Consider the following 14,759-nt stretch of genomic DNA (forward strand, 5'->3'; position numbering starts at 1 on the left):
ATGCCAGAGCCCTGACCTTCGTTGCCGCCACTACATACTATACATTATTAAGGGTTGGCGGTGATAATATGTTTGACGCTAAGCAAATGGAATGGTTAGACCAACTATCTGCTGAAGACCTGGCCATTTTAGCTGCCGGCTTCAATACACTAGGTGATTTTTTTGATTTTCTGGCGCTGATTAAAGCCAAACAGGAAACATCTAAGGAGCTAAAAGGTAAAAACACGAAATCAAAAACTATTTAATAACGAATTTTACACGAGTTCCATCCTCATACTGATCTAACTGGTGACTGACCCATGATCCTGCCCCACGGTTATCCTTAGGAGCTATGTATTTGACATTTGCACCCTTTCCCCCTTCTGAGCACATAGCCATCGGCCATTCATCACGATCAAACCCTTTACGAGTAGGAACACCCGCAAGCGAATGCTTACGATTTTGCTCGGCTCCTTCCCGGTCAATTGTGCATACTGGTGATTTTCCCGCTTGAATGGCTTCCTTAATATGCTGCGCCGTTTCAGGATAACGACCTGACGGAAATTGCAGCGTTACCTGAGCTGATGAAGGCGGGTTTTCTCCTGTTATTTTTGTAAAAAGATTGTCTCCTTCAACCCAGTACGCGCCCACAGCTAGCAGCACTAAAGCTATAAAACTTAGTAACTTTTTCTTCAATTTCCCTCTTCCTTTCAAGCTATTCCAGTAAATGACCTTCAGCTAAGGCAATCCCCAGATTTTATTTTTTGTAACCCCTTACCGACTATAAAAAAAGATTAAATATCCGACGACAAATAGTATAGAGAGGAGGTTGTACGAATGAACGATGAGATCCAACTGGCCGTGAGCCAAATGCAAGCTGTTGTAATCCGGTTACTGAATGGAAATACCGTAATTGGCTGGCCTAAGCTCCTATCTGACCAAGAAACTCAGCAATTCAAGCTCTACGATGACGAACACGTATATACGATTTCCGTTAATGACGTGGATACAGTCGCAAGAGTTATTGTATAAGATACAGGAAGCACTTAATGAGTCATCCAGCGGACAAGCCCAAACAAGGCGCACCACAGGAGAAGACTGATCAGAATCCCCCAAAATAAACCTTTAAAAAGCTTCATATCATACTGACAACCTTTCCGACTGGGCTTTTTCCCCATTATAACATGTCAGAAAGACAGCTGCCGCAGCTCGCTCTTACATTGTCTTTGTATCATATATTTCAAATTTTGAAATCACGACACCAAGGGAAAAGCGCAAAATTCCGAAATTATGCCTGATCACCAATGAAAATGCAATCATGACATAATAAAAGTCACAATTTAATCGAAATTTAATGAAAATTTTCCGAAAATGATGTATAATTATTGACATAACAAAACGCACGAGGTGATCATCATGGCATTATTAAACAGAGTTAAGGAATTAAAATTACAACTGCCTAACGAGCATCATAGCATTTCACAATACGTGGAGCATGCACTGCATTCGATTGACAGTTTTGTAGAACAACATCGTCAATTTGTAGCCGCTCAAGCTTTATATGGTGAAAAAATCAATGGTACGGAAGAAAGATTATTTCGCGACACAATTGCTGAGATTAAAGCCCAACTGGTAGCTACGCTGGAGAAAACAGTTGAAGATTTCGCACATAAAGGCGATAAGCACTGGAAAAATCATTATCAGGACGGCGTAGAATAAGCTAAAAATAAACCCCCGGTCTTTGGACCGGGGGTTTATTTGACATACGCCAGGTGTGGTAATGTGCGTTGACTATTTTAAAACTTTGGCAGATGTCGTTACCTTCTTACCACCATAGACTACTTTAATACTGGAGCTTCCGCTATCCAATGCCTTCACCTGACCAGCTGTAACCTGTACGATCGACGGTTTGGAGGATGTCCATACCGCTGAATTGGTCACATTTGCAGTCGCGCCTGAATCATAAACAGCACTTACGCTAAGCACTTGAGACGAGCCTTTAGGCAGCTTCAGGTTTTTATTGCTCAATACCAGCTTAAGCAACTTAGGTGTAACCTTTATCTCCACGTTAAACGACTTATCCTGGTACGTACCCGTAATGGTTGCTGTTCCAATTCCAACAGCTTTAATGGAAGATCCTTTTACGACCACTACAGAAGCATTTGATGTTGTCCATTTCACTTTACTGCTCAGGGTAACTTTTTTACCATCTGTATAATTGCCGACGACTTTGATGGACTTACTTCCCTTCAAATTCATCTCAGCATTCGAAAAGCTTGGTGTCAATGTAGAAATGGCTCCCTCCACAATGACAGGCACTTTCACGTATTTATTCATATACATTGCCTTGATTCCCGAGTTGCCACCACTCACCGCTTTTACTTTTCCATTTCCTACTGTAACTGCAGCTGTTGTAGCTACCCAGCTTACCTGGTTGGTAACATCCAGTACTCCACCACCAGCCATGTGTGCTTTTACGGTCGGAATACTTGTTTCTTGGCCTGCAACCAATACATACTTTTTCTCAGAAGCCGTCAGCTTGAGAACTTTATATTGTACGGTCACTGGAATATCCAGCTTGAGCGCACCTACTGTCGCTGTCAATGTTGCACTACCTGGGTTTACTGCAACCAGCTTACCATTTGCAATCTTGACTGCACTCTCACTGCTTAAGCTCCATTTTACATCGGATTGAACTGCTTTTTTGGCTCCATTGACCAAATAAGCAGATATACTCGGAAGAGAAGTTTTGCTTCCAGTTTCGAGAGTCAGACTGGCTTTGCTTGAGACCAGTTTCTCGACAGTCGGAAGTACATTGATCTTCAGAGTCTTACTCAAACCATGATAGGAGGCTGTAATCGTCGAATTCCCTACATCCATCGGTGTGATTTTACCTTGCTCCACCGTAGCAACCAATGAATTAGAGGAAGTCCATTCTGCTGTGTTGGTCACATCTGTTTTTCCGCCAGTCAGGTTCACATCGGTTGCAGTAACCTGAATTGGGGAGCTACCCAGATAGACCGATTTGGAGCCAGATGCACTCAGTACCAGTGCCTGGGATGAAGAACGCACATACACGATCAATTGTGCATTAAGTCCATCTTTGGTGGCTTTAATGTAAGTCACGCCTTTGGCAAGAGGACGTACAAGTCCATTTTCTACGGTAGCAACAGCTTCATTCGTAGATGTCCATTCCACGCCAGACACATTTTCCGTGCCGCCTCCGCTAAGCACACCTTGAGCAGTCAGTTGCTTCGATTCTCCGCCAATGGTCAGATTGAGAGGACCCGTCGGATTGAATTGCAGCTTGCTGTAAGGCGATTTTACCGTAATCGTCGTACTTACTGTTTTCTGATCATATGTGGCAACAATCTTAATCTGCCCTTTGGACACTGGAGTAATGAGTCCCTTTTCTACCTTTAAAATACTTGAATCTCCGGAGATCCATTCAGCTCTTTCGGTTACATCCGTTTTACCAGTCTGCGTCACAGACCACACTTTTAATTGAGCGGGGCTTCCACCCAGATTAACTGTGGTTGGATTTTGACTGTCCCACTGTACTGTGGAGGTCGTTTTCTCCTCAGCCCGGATCAAACCTGCTGGCCATGCTGCGAATACAAACATCAGCAAAGCAAGTAAGAAGGTACTCCGTTTGCTCATACGTTTCATACGCTCCATTCGTTTCTCTCCCTTGGTTTCATTCTATAAAACAGGATATTATTAACAATCCCAATATCTTTTATCGGTAAGCAGCTAACTAAATTGAACCCTTCATCAAAAAAAGGTGAATTATTACAGTTAAAGTTCTCCACGCAGTGACCTCACTACAAATAAATGCTCTTCCTTGGATAAGGTTTGTCCATCCTCAAGAGTCACATGGTCTGCCGAGTGACTAACCAGCTTTACATTGTAAGCAATCAGTTGATCATCTCTCCAAATCGTCACCGCTGACTGAAAATGAATGGCATTATCAAACTGTAACGGAACGTTCATTACATAACCGAAAGTGTTCAGCCTAGCTGGATGGCGGCTTTTACGCTCACGTCCCGGAGGAAGCATGGTAATATGCGTAATATTTTCAAAAGGAATAGCCAGCATTTTCGGGCCCAAAATAACGCATTTTCGTATATCATCCCATTTTTCAAGTGTGCCGCGCACCTTCTGGGTATGACCGTTGTTGCCGTGATATAAAATGACCTGACGTCCCTTCCATTGACGCATGTCCTCACCTCCCGTGCTAGCGGTTAGGAATCTCCCACTGAATCGGTTCCATTCCATGCTCCTGCAAAAATGCATTGGTACGTGAAAAAGGCTTGCTGCCAAAAAAACCTCTGTGAGCCGCCAATGGACTCGGATGGACAGATTTCAGCACCAAATGCTTGCTGGTATTCACAAAACTGGCCTTTTTCTGAGCATGACTCCCCCACAAAATGAACACTACCGGCTGTTCACGTTCATTAATCGCTTCAATGACAGCATCCGTGAAACGTTCCCAACCTATTCCCTGATGAGATTGCGGTTGTCCTTCACGCACAGTCAACACGTTGTTCAGCAGCAGCACACCTTGCTCAGCCCAAGGAACGAGGTATCCCTGATTCGGAATGGGAGTGCCGACATCATCGCGTAACTCCTTATATATATTTTGTAGAGACGGCGGTGTACGCACACCAGGTCTAACAGAAAAGCTCAAGCCGTGAGCTTGTCCCTCTCCATGATATGGGTCCTGTCCCAATATAACCGCTTTGGTCAGATGATATGGCGTTAATTTGAGTGCTGAAAACAAGTCTTCTTTTGGAGGATATACCTTATGTAACTTGTACTCTCGAGCTAACGTATACCTTAATTCATTAAAGTAAGGCTTTTCGACCTCTTCTCGTAGTACATCATCCCAATCATTCCCAAACATACCGCTGTCTCCTCTCAATATGTAAATCTGTGAAAGCTGTAAACTTTTGTCCAAACAAATAAAGCTGACCCCTCATCCGGAGCCAGCTTATTTATTCGTTACTTGTGTTCTATGCCGAAGGACCAGAAAAGTATTCTTACGATAGTCAACTACCGCGGGGTCTAAATTCGATTTCCTTATTATAGCATTCACGGTATTGATGTCAAGTAACTGAAAGCTTAAATTCCTCAGAAGAAAAGCGCTTTGTTGCTGTATTGGTTACGACTTTGGATGAGCATTCAGGTATTCCAATGCATTGTATAACATAACAGCAGCCTCGGCACGTGTAATCGCACTTTTGGGATGAAAATTTCCCTTCCCATCCAGGACATTGACCTTGTACACTAGTGAGCGTTGAATGCTACCTTGGTAAGAAGGCTCCAGTTCGCTGTCATCCGCAATATTTGCAGGGGCGATTTTAATCATGGGAAGAGCGCCTGCTTTTTCCATGCCCTGAATCAACATATGTGTGAACTCTTCCTTGGTCAGAGCTTTGTCAGGATTGATACCTTTTGGAATGTCTACGCCATTATAATACGCGTTAATAAAAGCTTCAGCGTACCATGCGGTATCTTTAACCTGGGTAAACAATCCACTCGCCTGTGGCGCCTGGTTCAAATCAATGGCAGCCAAACTGAGCTGAAGTCCACCTGAGATCAACTGAATGCCTTGGGCAGCAGTCACTTTAGATGAGGGGAGAAACTGCATGTCTGAGGCACCTTTAAGCAATCCCCGCTCTTTAAGGGAGAGGATTTTTTCTTTGCCGTTTACATGGTCCAAATCCCTGAATTGACTATCTGCCGCAGACAAATGACCTCCAATCGAGAAGGACAGCAGAGCTACAGTCGTAAGGGCTGCGATTGCATTTTTTCTCATGCGCATGTTAAGTTCCACCTTGTAGTTGAATTAGGCCGCTTGGCTATTAACAACTTCTTGACGTGGTTCAAGCTAGAAAGGTTGCAGCAGACGCTACTAACCTAAAGTTAACGATCTAAGCTAAATAAAAAAACTCTCCTCTGCTTCTAGCAGGGAGAGTTTTTAGCTCACTCCATCGGATTTAATTGCGTGCTGGATTCAGCTTTGCTTGCAGTATCTTGTTAAATCCGTTTATTCTGTTTGTGGCTGAGCATTTGCCAATTTGATATGAACATCTCTCAATTGTTTGTCAGTAACCTCCGAAGGAGCTCCCATTAATACGTCCTGTGCTTTGCTATTCATCGGAAAAGCAATAACCTCTCGAATATTCGATTCATTTGCAAGGATCATCACAATCCTATCAATTCCAGGTGCTATACCTGCGTGAGGAGGTGGCCCAAATTGAAAAGCATTAAAGAGTGCAGGAAATCTACTCTTGATCTCTTCATATGTATAACCCGCGATCTCAAAGGCTTTTACCATAATCTCTGTATCGTGGTTACGGACAGCACCCGAGGATAGCTCAATCCCATTACATACAATATCATATTGGTACGCTAGGATATCCAGAGGATTCATATTCAGCAGCGCATCCATACCACCTTGCGGCATCGAAAACGGGTTATGACTGAACTCTATTTTATGGGTATCAGGATCCAATTCAAACATGGGGAAATCAACAATCCAGCAAAACTTAAACGTATCCTTTTCCAATAAATCCAGCCGTTTGCCTAATTGATTTCGGACAGCACCAGCTATTTTTTCGACATTTTTAAGCTCATCGGCAGCAAAAAACAGTGCATATCCCGGACCAGCTTGCGTTACATCGATCAATTCGTTTTTTACCTTCTCCGATATAAACTTTGCAATCGAGCCGCTGATAGACATATCAGCATTAAACTTAATCCATGAGAGACCTTTCGCTCCAGCCTCCATAGCAAAGTTCACGATATCGTCGTAAAAGCTTCTTGGCTGTGCTTCACAACCAGGAGTAGCAATAACTCGTATCGTTTTATTTTTAAACACTTTAAAATCAGTCTCTGTAAAAAGCTCTGTAACATCATGGATAATTAATGGATTTCTTAAGTCAGGTTTATCGCTCCCATATTTGAGCATGGCTTCTTGATAGGGAATTCTACTAAAAGGCTTTGAAATTTTATAATTTGTAAATTCGGAAAAAACTTCATACAGCATATTTTCAACTACATTAAAAACATCTTCCTGTGTAGCAAATGCCATTTCCAAATCCAGCTGATAAAACTCGCCAGGCGATCTGTCTGCCCTTGCATCTTCATCTCTAAAGCACGGTGCAATTTGAAAATATTTATCAAAGCCGGAGACCATTAATAGTTGTTTAAATTGCTGAGGTGCCTGAGGCAAGGCATAAAATTGGCCTGGATGCACTCTACTAGGAACTAAATAGTCTCTGGCGCCCTCTGGAGATGAACTTGTCAGAATCGGTGTCTGAATCTCTAAAAAATCCAAATCAATCATCTTTTTTCGGATACTTTGAATTACTCTAGAACGAAGTACAATATTATCATGCAGTTTTTCATTGCGCAGATCCAGAAAACGATACTTTAATCTTAAATCTTCCCGAGCTTCATGTGCTGAAGATACTTCAAACGGCAATGGATTCATGACCTTTCCCAACACTTCTATCTCCTTGGCAACGACCTCAATATATCCAGTTTTCATATGGGGACTGATCGTACTTTCGGATCTGTGACATACAGCTCCTATGACAGAGATGGTTGATTCCCTGCTGATCTTGGATACAAAATCCTTTAATTCATTAGAATCAGAGACAACAATTTGCGTAACCCCATAATGGTCCCTAAGGTCAATAAAAACGATCCCGCCAAGGTTACGAATATTTTTAATCCAACCTGCAATTCTCACGATTTCCCCGACATGCGTTTGATCCAGTTCTCCACAGTTATGAGTTCTATACCTATGCACGAAAACACCCTCTTTCTTTTACCCTAGTATCTAAATGGTTTTAATGATGTAACCCATGGTCTGATTGCAGAGATTGTCACTCTATCCTGCATGTATCCGGCCATGGGCTTATTCAGCTAGAACGTACTGCACTTCACTATTAGCTTCTCGTAGCTTCTCGCCATTGCTTGAATCCAACTAGATTGTAAGTAGACTAGCAGTTAAAGCTTTATATCTTTCATTCAGGTGTTCTGCAGTCTCAACCATTATTTTTTGTCCTATATCGTCAACATGTCTATTCTTCCAATCCTCAAGGACTGTCCCCTTAACCCATTGATTAAAAGCACCAAGGGCTGGTCCGCAGTGTACTTGATAATCGACCCTGTTGTTTTTGTCCCCATTAATGGCAAGTCGAGTAGAATAAGTAAAGTACCATCTAAATATCAAGGCCATCTTACGTTTTGGGATTCTTTCAGCTTTTTCAATGATTTCAGCCGGGTAATAAGCTTTAATATCTTCATAGACTTGTTCGATACTCTTCTTAAAATATTTTTCTTCAATATAATGTTTGGTTTCTCTATCAATTTCATCTATGGAATTATAATTCCGGTAAAGATCATATAATTTATTCGCCCTGGCCGGGAAAAACACTCCTTTTTTCATAACCTGAACTTTTGCCCCCATTTCAAACATATCCCCTGCTGGAGCGTAGTCCGTATCCTGAATGTTTAATTGCTGGAGCAAATCTTTTACTTCATCACTCGTCCCTGCTTCAACCGTACACTGATTGATAGAACCCGTCATGATAAAATCAGCACCTAATATAAACGCTGCCGCTGCAGCTTGTGGAGTCCCTATTCCCCCCGCTGCCCCTACCCTTATGCTTTTATTGTATTTATACTTTCGAATCGCTTCATCCCTCATCTGAAGCATTAGCGGAACCAATACATATGCAACTGCATGGTCGGTATGCCCGCCTGAATCAGCCTCGACGCATAAATCATCAACCATGGGAATTTCCATTCCCATCATCGCCTCTTCCCGGCTGATCCTATTTTCCGCCAGCAGCTTATTTATAATATTCTGAGGCGCAGGACTCAGGAAGGCTTCAACAACCTCGGGTCTGGATACTTTCGCTATAATTCTGTTCTGTGGCGTTACGTTTCCCTTTGCATTCCGTCTCAGTCCCTTCAGCCTGTACCTAACCAAAGAAGGCGTGATACTCATAAACGCAGAGGCTTCAATATTTCTAACACCGTATTTTATGTACAAATCAACGATGTTATTTTCTATGTCTGGGTGGTCTGGCACATGAATAAGATTCATTCCATAGGCTTCGCCATGGTTCAATTCCTTTTGAATATACTTTATGGTTTCCTCCAGAGCATCAATCTTCACTCCCCCAGCTCCAAAAAATCCCATCATTCCTGCCTTTCCTGCTCTTACGACCATCTCTTTTGAAGAGATGCCCTTGTACATAGAGCCTATAAGATACGCATACTTAATTCCGTAATCTTGTTTGAATTCGCTATGACCAAGAGACTCTGCCGTAAATCGTTTGCTGGATTCCAGTACGTCATGACCTGATTTTGTTCTGGGAGCCTGTCGCTTTTCGGATATCGATTCATCATTTCTCAACGTATCCTTCGACATCCTCTTCTGTACCTGTTCGTTCCGGTCTTCAACCTCTGTCACGATCAATGGCTCGGCTTCTCGTTGTATGGCATTAACCAATCCTGCCACAACATTTCCAGGCCCGATCTGAATAAACTGGGTTACATTTTTACCCATCAGATAGCGTATACTTTCTGACCATTTGACCGGGCTCACAATCTGGTTGATTAGCGTGCTTCTTAAATCCAGCTGCTTGTAGGGTCTGGCATGGACATTTGAAATAACGGGTATTTTGATTTTTGAGAATTCGAATGACGCCGCATAAGCCTCAAATTTCTGTCTCGCACTTTCCATATACCTGGAGTGAAATGCTCCACTTACATTCAAAACCACATAATTTCTGGCTCCAGCATCCTCAAAAATCGGTTTCGCCTGCTCAATCAGTTCCTTTGGCCCTGAAATGACAATCTGGCTGGGCGAATTATAGTTGGCAACATCGAGCTCTACTAGTTTATTTTTTTCCATTACTTCCCGAAACACTTCTTCTTTCAAGCCTAAAACTGCCGCCATTCCGCCACCAGTAGCCCGAGCCATCAGCTCTCCTCTTTTTTGGACCAGCTTCAAACCGGTTTCAAAGTCAAACGCTTCCGCGGCAAATAAAGCATTATATTCACCCAAGCTGTGTCCTGCAACATAGTCGGGTTTTATTCCGGTCTCTCGTATTTTTTTTAGGTAGCTTAAAGCGTTTACGACAAATAGCGCCGGCTGGGTAAAATCCGTTTGTCCGAGCTGGTTGGCAGGGTCCTCAAGGCACAGCTTCTGAATAGAATAACCAAGAACTGCATCCGCTTGGGCAACCAATTCTGGAAATTCATCAAACAGTCCTTCGCCCATACCTTTCACTTGAGCTCCTTGTCCAGGGAACAGATATGCGATCATTGATTTCCTCCTTGTTAGTAATGGATGCATATTAGTCAAATATTTCGAACAGACGATCCAAATTTTTTATATCCTGTTGAAAAGGGGAGAGAATGGAACAAACACCTGCCTTTTTCTTGGGACCAAAATTATACTTTACAAAATTAGCAAGCGTGCCCGAGGGACCGAGATCAATATAAACAACCCCGTCACTATCTCCCAGACACTTTAGAGCGCTCTGAAATTGCATAGGCTTTCTAGTGACGTCCCAAAGAAAACGGTTATCAAGCCATGTCGTCTTCCCGCCGTACATAGATGAAACCATATTTATTTTAGGTTTTCTTATGGTCTTGAGCTTTAAGAACGCCGTATATTCCAATGCAATAGGGTCCATTAAGGAAGCATGAAAAGCATAATGTACTGGCAACCTTTGATAGATCATTTCATTTGCTTTCAAATAATGTTCAATCTCTGTCAGACCTTCGCAGCTGCCTGAAATAACAAAATGCGAGTCAAAGTTGATGGATGCCAGTTCTGAGTTGGTATTCAATATGGGTGCTTCCTCGTACAGACCGGGATTGCCAATGACGGCCATCATGCCCCCTTTCGGACAGTAGGCCTCCACCAACTGTGCTTGCTTGATAATACATTGAAGCGTGTCCTCATAGCTCATGCAGTCAGCCACAGCAACAGAGACAGACTCACCCAGACTAGAGCCTAAAACATAATCAGGATAAATTCCCTTTTCCAATAACACCTGTGTGAGCGAATATTCAACCATGAAAATTGCAGGGTGAGTATATAGCAGGGTATCAAATTCTTCTCCCCTGCGACGCGTATCATCGTACAGCGTTTTTAATACAGAGCTGCCTGTAATATCCGTATGAATCTCATCCAACCTGGTCATCCATGTTCGGAAAACCGGGTTGGACATATATAATTCCTTTCCCATGCCGTAGTATTGCGAACCCTGGCCTGAAAACATAAAAACCACTGATCTGTCCATCCGAGTAACCCCCACAACGTATTGATCAGATTCTCCTAAGCAGTTCCTCTATTCATTCAAAGTTCACAACAAATTGCGCACTAATTGCATTTGGGATGCCGTAGGATTGCTTTCGTTGAGAACATTCTCCATATGCTGCCTGATTGCAGGTTTGAATTTCGGTTCTGTGATGATATATAGCTGCCCTTTTCGGATGCCCTCAAAAATCTGATTGGCCACATCCTCCGGAAGTATTCCATTTTGGACAGCCTTGCGAGCCAACTCGGTAATAACTTGTCTTTCAGGTGGAAGATTGCCGCTCCCATCTGGCTTACGCAGCTCTGTCGGGCGGTTCCGCTCTGCATCCATGATTTGAGTACGAACGAATCCCGGACATACAACCGACACTCCCACATTAGAACCGATCAATCTGAGCTCCTGATATAACGTTTCAGACAGGCTTAAAACGGCATGCTTTGACGCGCTGTATATTCCATTTCCAGGACCGGACAGCAGACCGGCAATAGATGCTGTATTTACAATATGGCATGGAGTTTTTTGTTTCACCATAATAGGAACAAAAATTTCGGTGGCAAACAGAATTCCCCAAATGTTTACGTTGATTACCCACTGCCAATCTGCCACAGTATTCTCCCATAATAAGCGGCCTGTGCCAGCATCCACGCCTGCATTATTGAACAAAAGATGCACAGCGCCAAAGGTCTGAACTGTTTTTTGTGCTAATAAACGAATATCAGTTTCTTTGGAAATATCGGTCACAACGGAGAGGGTAGCTGCACCCATTGCTTTCAATTCTCGTTCAGTCCTTAGAAGAGCCCCCTCTTCAATATCCGCCAAAACGACCTTCATTCCTTCTTTGACACATCGGTCTGCAATAGCTCGGCCAATTCCGCTGGCAGCCCCCGTAATCACGGCTACCTTATCTTTGAACTCTCTCATTTTTACCTCCGGATTATTCGTATTTTCGTCAGACAGTGTTTGGTTCCCCAATTTTGCTCAGAACGGAGTGGTCGGTAAGGGAATTCTGCGAACAGCTTGTCCCTGATGGAGCGCCTCCCACGTGATTCTGCCTCCCTGGGTCCAATACATCGCAATATTTTCCAGATTCCTCTCCTCTAGAAGAATTTGAGAAACTTTCTCGCCTACTTTTCCTAAAAGGAGTGCACTTGTATTTGAATCCTCTCCGCCTTCCCCAATAAATATCGGAATAGACGCTCCCTCTGGCTCGTTACCCTTGCCGACGGATTCGATAAGCTCTCTCAGACCAGTGAGCAGTTCCTCTCGCGAGCTCGCTACGATTGCCGTCCGGCACTTCATCGCTTCGCGGCCTGTCTGAAGTGTGAAAGCCACATCATGTAAGGAAAGCTCGTTCTGCTGCTCCACATATTCAAGCAATTGACTCGCAAGAGCCTTCAATCGCTCCCAGTTTACGTCCGAGAGAACCACTACTTCTGTCTGATCTGCCCCTTTCAACTGAACAGCTTCTTTTGGCGAAGGAATGTATTCTTCCAGAATAAAATGGACGTTAGATCCCCCAGCACCGAAGGAGCTTACTGTTGCCCGCAACGGAAATTCCCGCGCTTCTCCTTCCAGCTCTATTACAGGCCGCTTCCATTCTTGAAGCTCCCGCTGCAAATAAAATGGAGTATTGCTGAACGTAAGATTAGGATTCAGCTTTTCCGCTTTAATGGTGGGAACCAGTTTTCGATGCCACAATTGCAATATGGTCTTGGTTAGCTGCGATATCCCCGAGGCTGCTTCTGCGTGGCCTATATTGGATTTAACCGATCCCATGGCACAAAAGTGCTGCTCGTCCGTAAATTTCTGGAATGATTTTTTCAAGGCGACTAGCTCAATTGGGTCTCCCAATGTAGATCCATTGGCTGCTGCCTCTACATAGCTGACTGTCCGGGGGTGAATGCCGGCTTTCAAAAAGTTCTCTTCAACAAGTTGTGCCTGTGCATTGGGATTAGGGACCGTATACCCATTGCTGTGTCCTCCATGATTAGTTGCCGTAGATTTGATGACTGCTAAAATACAGTCTCCATCCTGTTCTGCCTTATGAAGCGGCTTTAAGAGAACTGCCCCAACTCCCTCCGCCGGAAGATATCCGTCTCCATCCGCAAAGCTTCGACTATCTTCATGGCTTCCGATCAAATTGTTCTGGCTGGATTCGATATACTTTTTGGGGCTTGTCAACAGATTTCCCCCGCCAGCTACTGCGATTTGACACTCTCCTCTGATCAGGCTTTCACATGCCATATGGACAGCCACTGCAGAGGAAGAGCTCATCGTATCAATGGATATGCTCGGACCCTGGAAATTGAAATAATGCGACATGGGGTTGGCGACAGCAACAGAACCAAAGGATGTGATCCGAGGGGCATCCGTATTTGTATCACAGTCGCAGTATTTATGGTACGTAGCACCAATGTAGACCCCCACTTTGGACTGGTGTTTTTTCTGTAGCACCTCTCGCGTATATCCCGCACTTTCCAGCAGGCTCCATATCATTTCCAGGAAAAGCTGTTCCATTGGGTCCATCAAACTCACCTCATGAGGGGTCAGGTGAAAGTAAGAAGAATCCAACGGATTTATTCGGTTTAGGAAGCCCCCCCATTTGCAGTAGGTTTTTCCCGGTTTATTTCTTTCTTTATCAAAGTAAAGATCGTGATCCCAGCGATCTGTGGGAACTTCGGTAATGCAGTCCTTGCCCTCTTGGAGATTTCTCCAGAATTCTTGAATATTTTCCGCTCCAGGATATTTTCCGGACACCCCGATGACAGCAATGTCCATCGCTCCTGTTCCTGTGACCGCCTCCTTAGGCTCTACTCGCACTGACGAAATGGGTGAGTGCCGAAATATTGGAGAGGGAGCTTTTGCATGTTCTACGATGCCAATGGATTTCGTGCTGGCTGCCGCAACTAGCTCTTGTTCAGCACCAAACAAAGCGTTCAATTCATCCCGGTGAGATTCCAGGAAGTAATCCGTTAAACTCTGGATATTTGGATATTCAAACAGTAAGGTTCTGGACAGTGATCCAAACGTTTCTTCCAGCTGATCGGTTATTTCCATAGACTTTATGGAGTCAACTCCATAGTTTTCCAGGTTTTTATCCTCTTCAATGCGTTGTTCTGGCAGTCCAGTGGATGAGGAAAGTAAGCCCTTTAGATACCCTGTCACTTGATCACGCAGCCGCCCTTCTCCAGACAGGGATTTTGTCTCATTGGCTACAGAAACCGTGTCAGCTATTGCACTTACAGTCGCTACCTGATCCAGACCAAACAAAGTGCTTAATTCGTCTCGGTGAGATTCCAGAAAATATTCGGTTAAACTTCGGATATTCGGATATTCAAACAATAGCGTTCTGGACAGTGATCCAAACGTTTCTTCCAGCTGATCGGTTATTTCCATAGACTTTATGGAGTCAACTCCATAGTT

13 protein-coding genes are annotated in these 14,759 nt (G+C 43.7%); 3 read left to right on the top strand and 10 right to left on the bottom strand.

Going from position 1 to position 14,759, the window contains the following annotated elements; all coding sequences use genetic code 11:
* Window positions 1-68: 68 nt before the first annotated feature.
* Window positions 69-245: a hypothetical protein gene (locus KSP24_RS08670; RefSeq protein WP_013371919.1), complete on the top strand. Its 177-nt coding sequence runs from the start codon at window positions 69-71 to the stop codon at window positions 243-245.
* Here KSP24_RS08670 and KSP24_RS08675 read toward each other — a convergent pair.
* Complete coding sequence (locus KSP24_RS08675) at window positions 238-675, bottom strand: NucA/NucB deoxyribonuclease domain-containing protein (protein WP_013371920.1); 438 nt, start codon at window positions 673-675, stop codon at window positions 238-240. The two genes, KSP24_RS08670 and KSP24_RS08675, sit on opposite strands and share 8 nt — an antisense overlap.
* Before the next feature lie 141 nt (window positions 676-816).
* Between KSP24_RS08675 and KSP24_RS08680 the strand changes: the two genes are divergently transcribed.
* The gene (locus KSP24_RS08680) at window positions 817-1,011 is read left to right on the top strand and encodes a hypothetical protein (RefSeq protein ID WP_013371921.1); all 195 of its coding nucleotides are present in this window, start codon (window positions 817-819) and stop codon (window positions 1,009-1,011) included.
* Window positions 1,012-1,395: 384 nt separating this feature from the next.
* Window positions 1,396-1,698: a hypothetical protein gene (locus KSP24_RS08685; protein ID WP_013371923.1), complete on the top strand. Its 303-nt coding sequence runs from the start codon at window positions 1,396-1,398 to the stop codon at window positions 1,696-1,698.
* Between the two features lie 72 nt (window positions 1,699-1,770).
* On the opposite strand, the gene KSP24_RS08690 is transcribed toward KSP24_RS08685, so the two are convergent.
* The 9 genes from KSP24_RS08690 to KSP24_RS08730 all read right to left on the bottom strand — a co-directional run.
* The gene (locus KSP24_RS08690) at window positions 1,771-3,657 is read right to left on the bottom strand and encodes an Ig-like domain-containing protein (RefSeq protein ID WP_058829843.1); all 1,887 of its coding nucleotides are present in this window, start codon (window positions 3,655-3,657) and stop codon (window positions 1,771-1,773) included.
* Between the two features lie 120 nt (window positions 3,658-3,777).
* Window positions 3,778-4,200 carry a YolD-like family protein gene (locus KSP24_RS08695; protein ID WP_013371925.1) on the bottom strand — a complete coding sequence of 141 codons (423 nt, stop codon included), beginning with the start codon at window positions 4,198-4,200 and terminating at the stop codon, window positions 3,778-3,780.
* Between the two features lie 16 nt (window positions 4,201-4,216).
* The gene (locus KSP24_RS08700; RefSeq protein WP_013371926.1) at window positions 4,217-4,885 is read right to left on the bottom strand and encodes a uracil-DNA glycosylase; all 669 of its coding nucleotides are present in this window, start codon (window positions 4,883-4,885) and stop codon (window positions 4,217-4,219) included.
* Window positions 4,886-5,143: 258 nt separating this feature from the next.
* The gene (locus KSP24_RS08705) at window positions 5,144-5,806 is read right to left on the bottom strand and encodes an S-layer homology domain-containing protein (protein WP_216974911.1); all 663 of its coding nucleotides are present in this window, start codon (window positions 5,804-5,806) and stop codon (window positions 5,144-5,146) included.
* A 225-nt stretch (window positions 5,807-6,031) separates the two neighbouring features.
* Window positions 6,032-7,801, bottom strand: coding sequence for an aspartate--tRNA ligase (gene aspS, locus KSP24_RS08710; RefSeq protein WP_216974912.1), 1,770 nt, complete (start codon window positions 7,799-7,801; stop codon window positions 6,032-6,034).
* 177 nt (window positions 7,802-7,978) lie between these two features.
* Complete coding sequence (gene fabD, locus KSP24_RS08715) at window positions 7,979-10,333, bottom strand: ACP S-malonyltransferase (protein ID WP_216974913.1); 2,355 nt, start codon at window positions 10,331-10,333, stop codon at window positions 7,979-7,981.
* A 31-nt stretch (window positions 10,334-10,364) separates the two neighbouring features.
* Window positions 10,365-11,318: an acyltransferase domain-containing protein gene (locus KSP24_RS08720; protein ID WP_064962244.1), complete on the bottom strand. Its 954-nt coding sequence runs from the start codon at window positions 11,316-11,318 to the stop codon at window positions 10,365-10,367.
* A gap of 63 nt (window positions 11,319-11,381) precedes the next feature.
* Window positions 11,382-12,257: an SDR family NAD(P)-dependent oxidoreductase gene (locus KSP24_RS08725; RefSeq protein WP_064962243.1), complete on the bottom strand. Its 876-nt coding sequence runs from the start codon at window positions 12,255-12,257 to the stop codon at window positions 11,382-11,384.
* Between the two features lie 57 nt (window positions 12,258-12,314).
* The coding region (locus tag KSP24_RS08730) for a beta-ketoacyl synthase N-terminal-like domain-containing protein (protein ID WP_254207673.1) at window positions 12,315-14,759 on the bottom strand (2,445 nt) is incomplete at its 5' end.

Origin of the sequence: Paenibacillus sp. AK121, from assembly GCF_019042715.1 — a bacterium.
GTDB lineage: Bacteria > Bacillota > Bacilli > Paenibacillales > Paenibacillaceae > Paenibacillus > Paenibacillus polymyxa_C.

Coding starts and splice junctions, on each gene's coding strand:
- KSP24_RS08670 (WP_013371919.1), top strand. CDS start 69: ATGTTTGACGCTAAGCAAATGGAATGGTTAGACCAACTATCTGCTGAA.
- KSP24_RS08680 (WP_013371921.1), top strand. CDS start 817: ATGAACGATGAGATCCAACTGGCCGTGAGCCAAATGCAAGCTGTTGTA.
- KSP24_RS08685 (WP_013371923.1), top strand. CDS start 1,396: ATGGCATTATTAAACAGAGTTAAGGAATTAAAATTACAACTGCCTAAC.
- KSP24_RS08690 (WP_058829843.1), bottom strand. CDS start 3,657: ATGGAGCGTATGAAACGTATGAGCAAACGGAGTACCTTCTTACTTGCT.
- KSP24_RS08695 (WP_013371925.1), bottom strand. CDS start 4,200: ATGCGTCAATGGAAGGGACGTCAGGTCATTTTATATCACGGCAACAAC.
- KSP24_RS08700 (WP_013371926.1), bottom strand. CDS start 4,885: ATGTTTGGGAATGATTGGGATGATGTACTACGAGAAGAGGTCGAAAAG.
- KSP24_RS08705 (WP_216974911.1), bottom strand. CDS start 5,806: ATGCGCATGAGAAAAAATGCAATCGCAGCCCTTACGACTGTAGCTCTG.
- fabD (WP_216974913.1), bottom strand. CDS start 10,333: ATGATCGCATATCTGTTCCCTGGACAAGGAGCTCAAGTGAAAGGTATG.
- KSP24_RS08720 (WP_064962244.1), bottom strand. CDS start 11,318: ATGGACAGATCAGTGGTTTTTATGTTTTCAGGCCAGGGTTCGCAATAC.
- KSP24_RS08725 (WP_064962243.1), bottom strand. CDS start 12,257: ATGAGAGAGTTCAAAGATAAGGTAGCCGTGATTACGGGGGCTGCCAGC.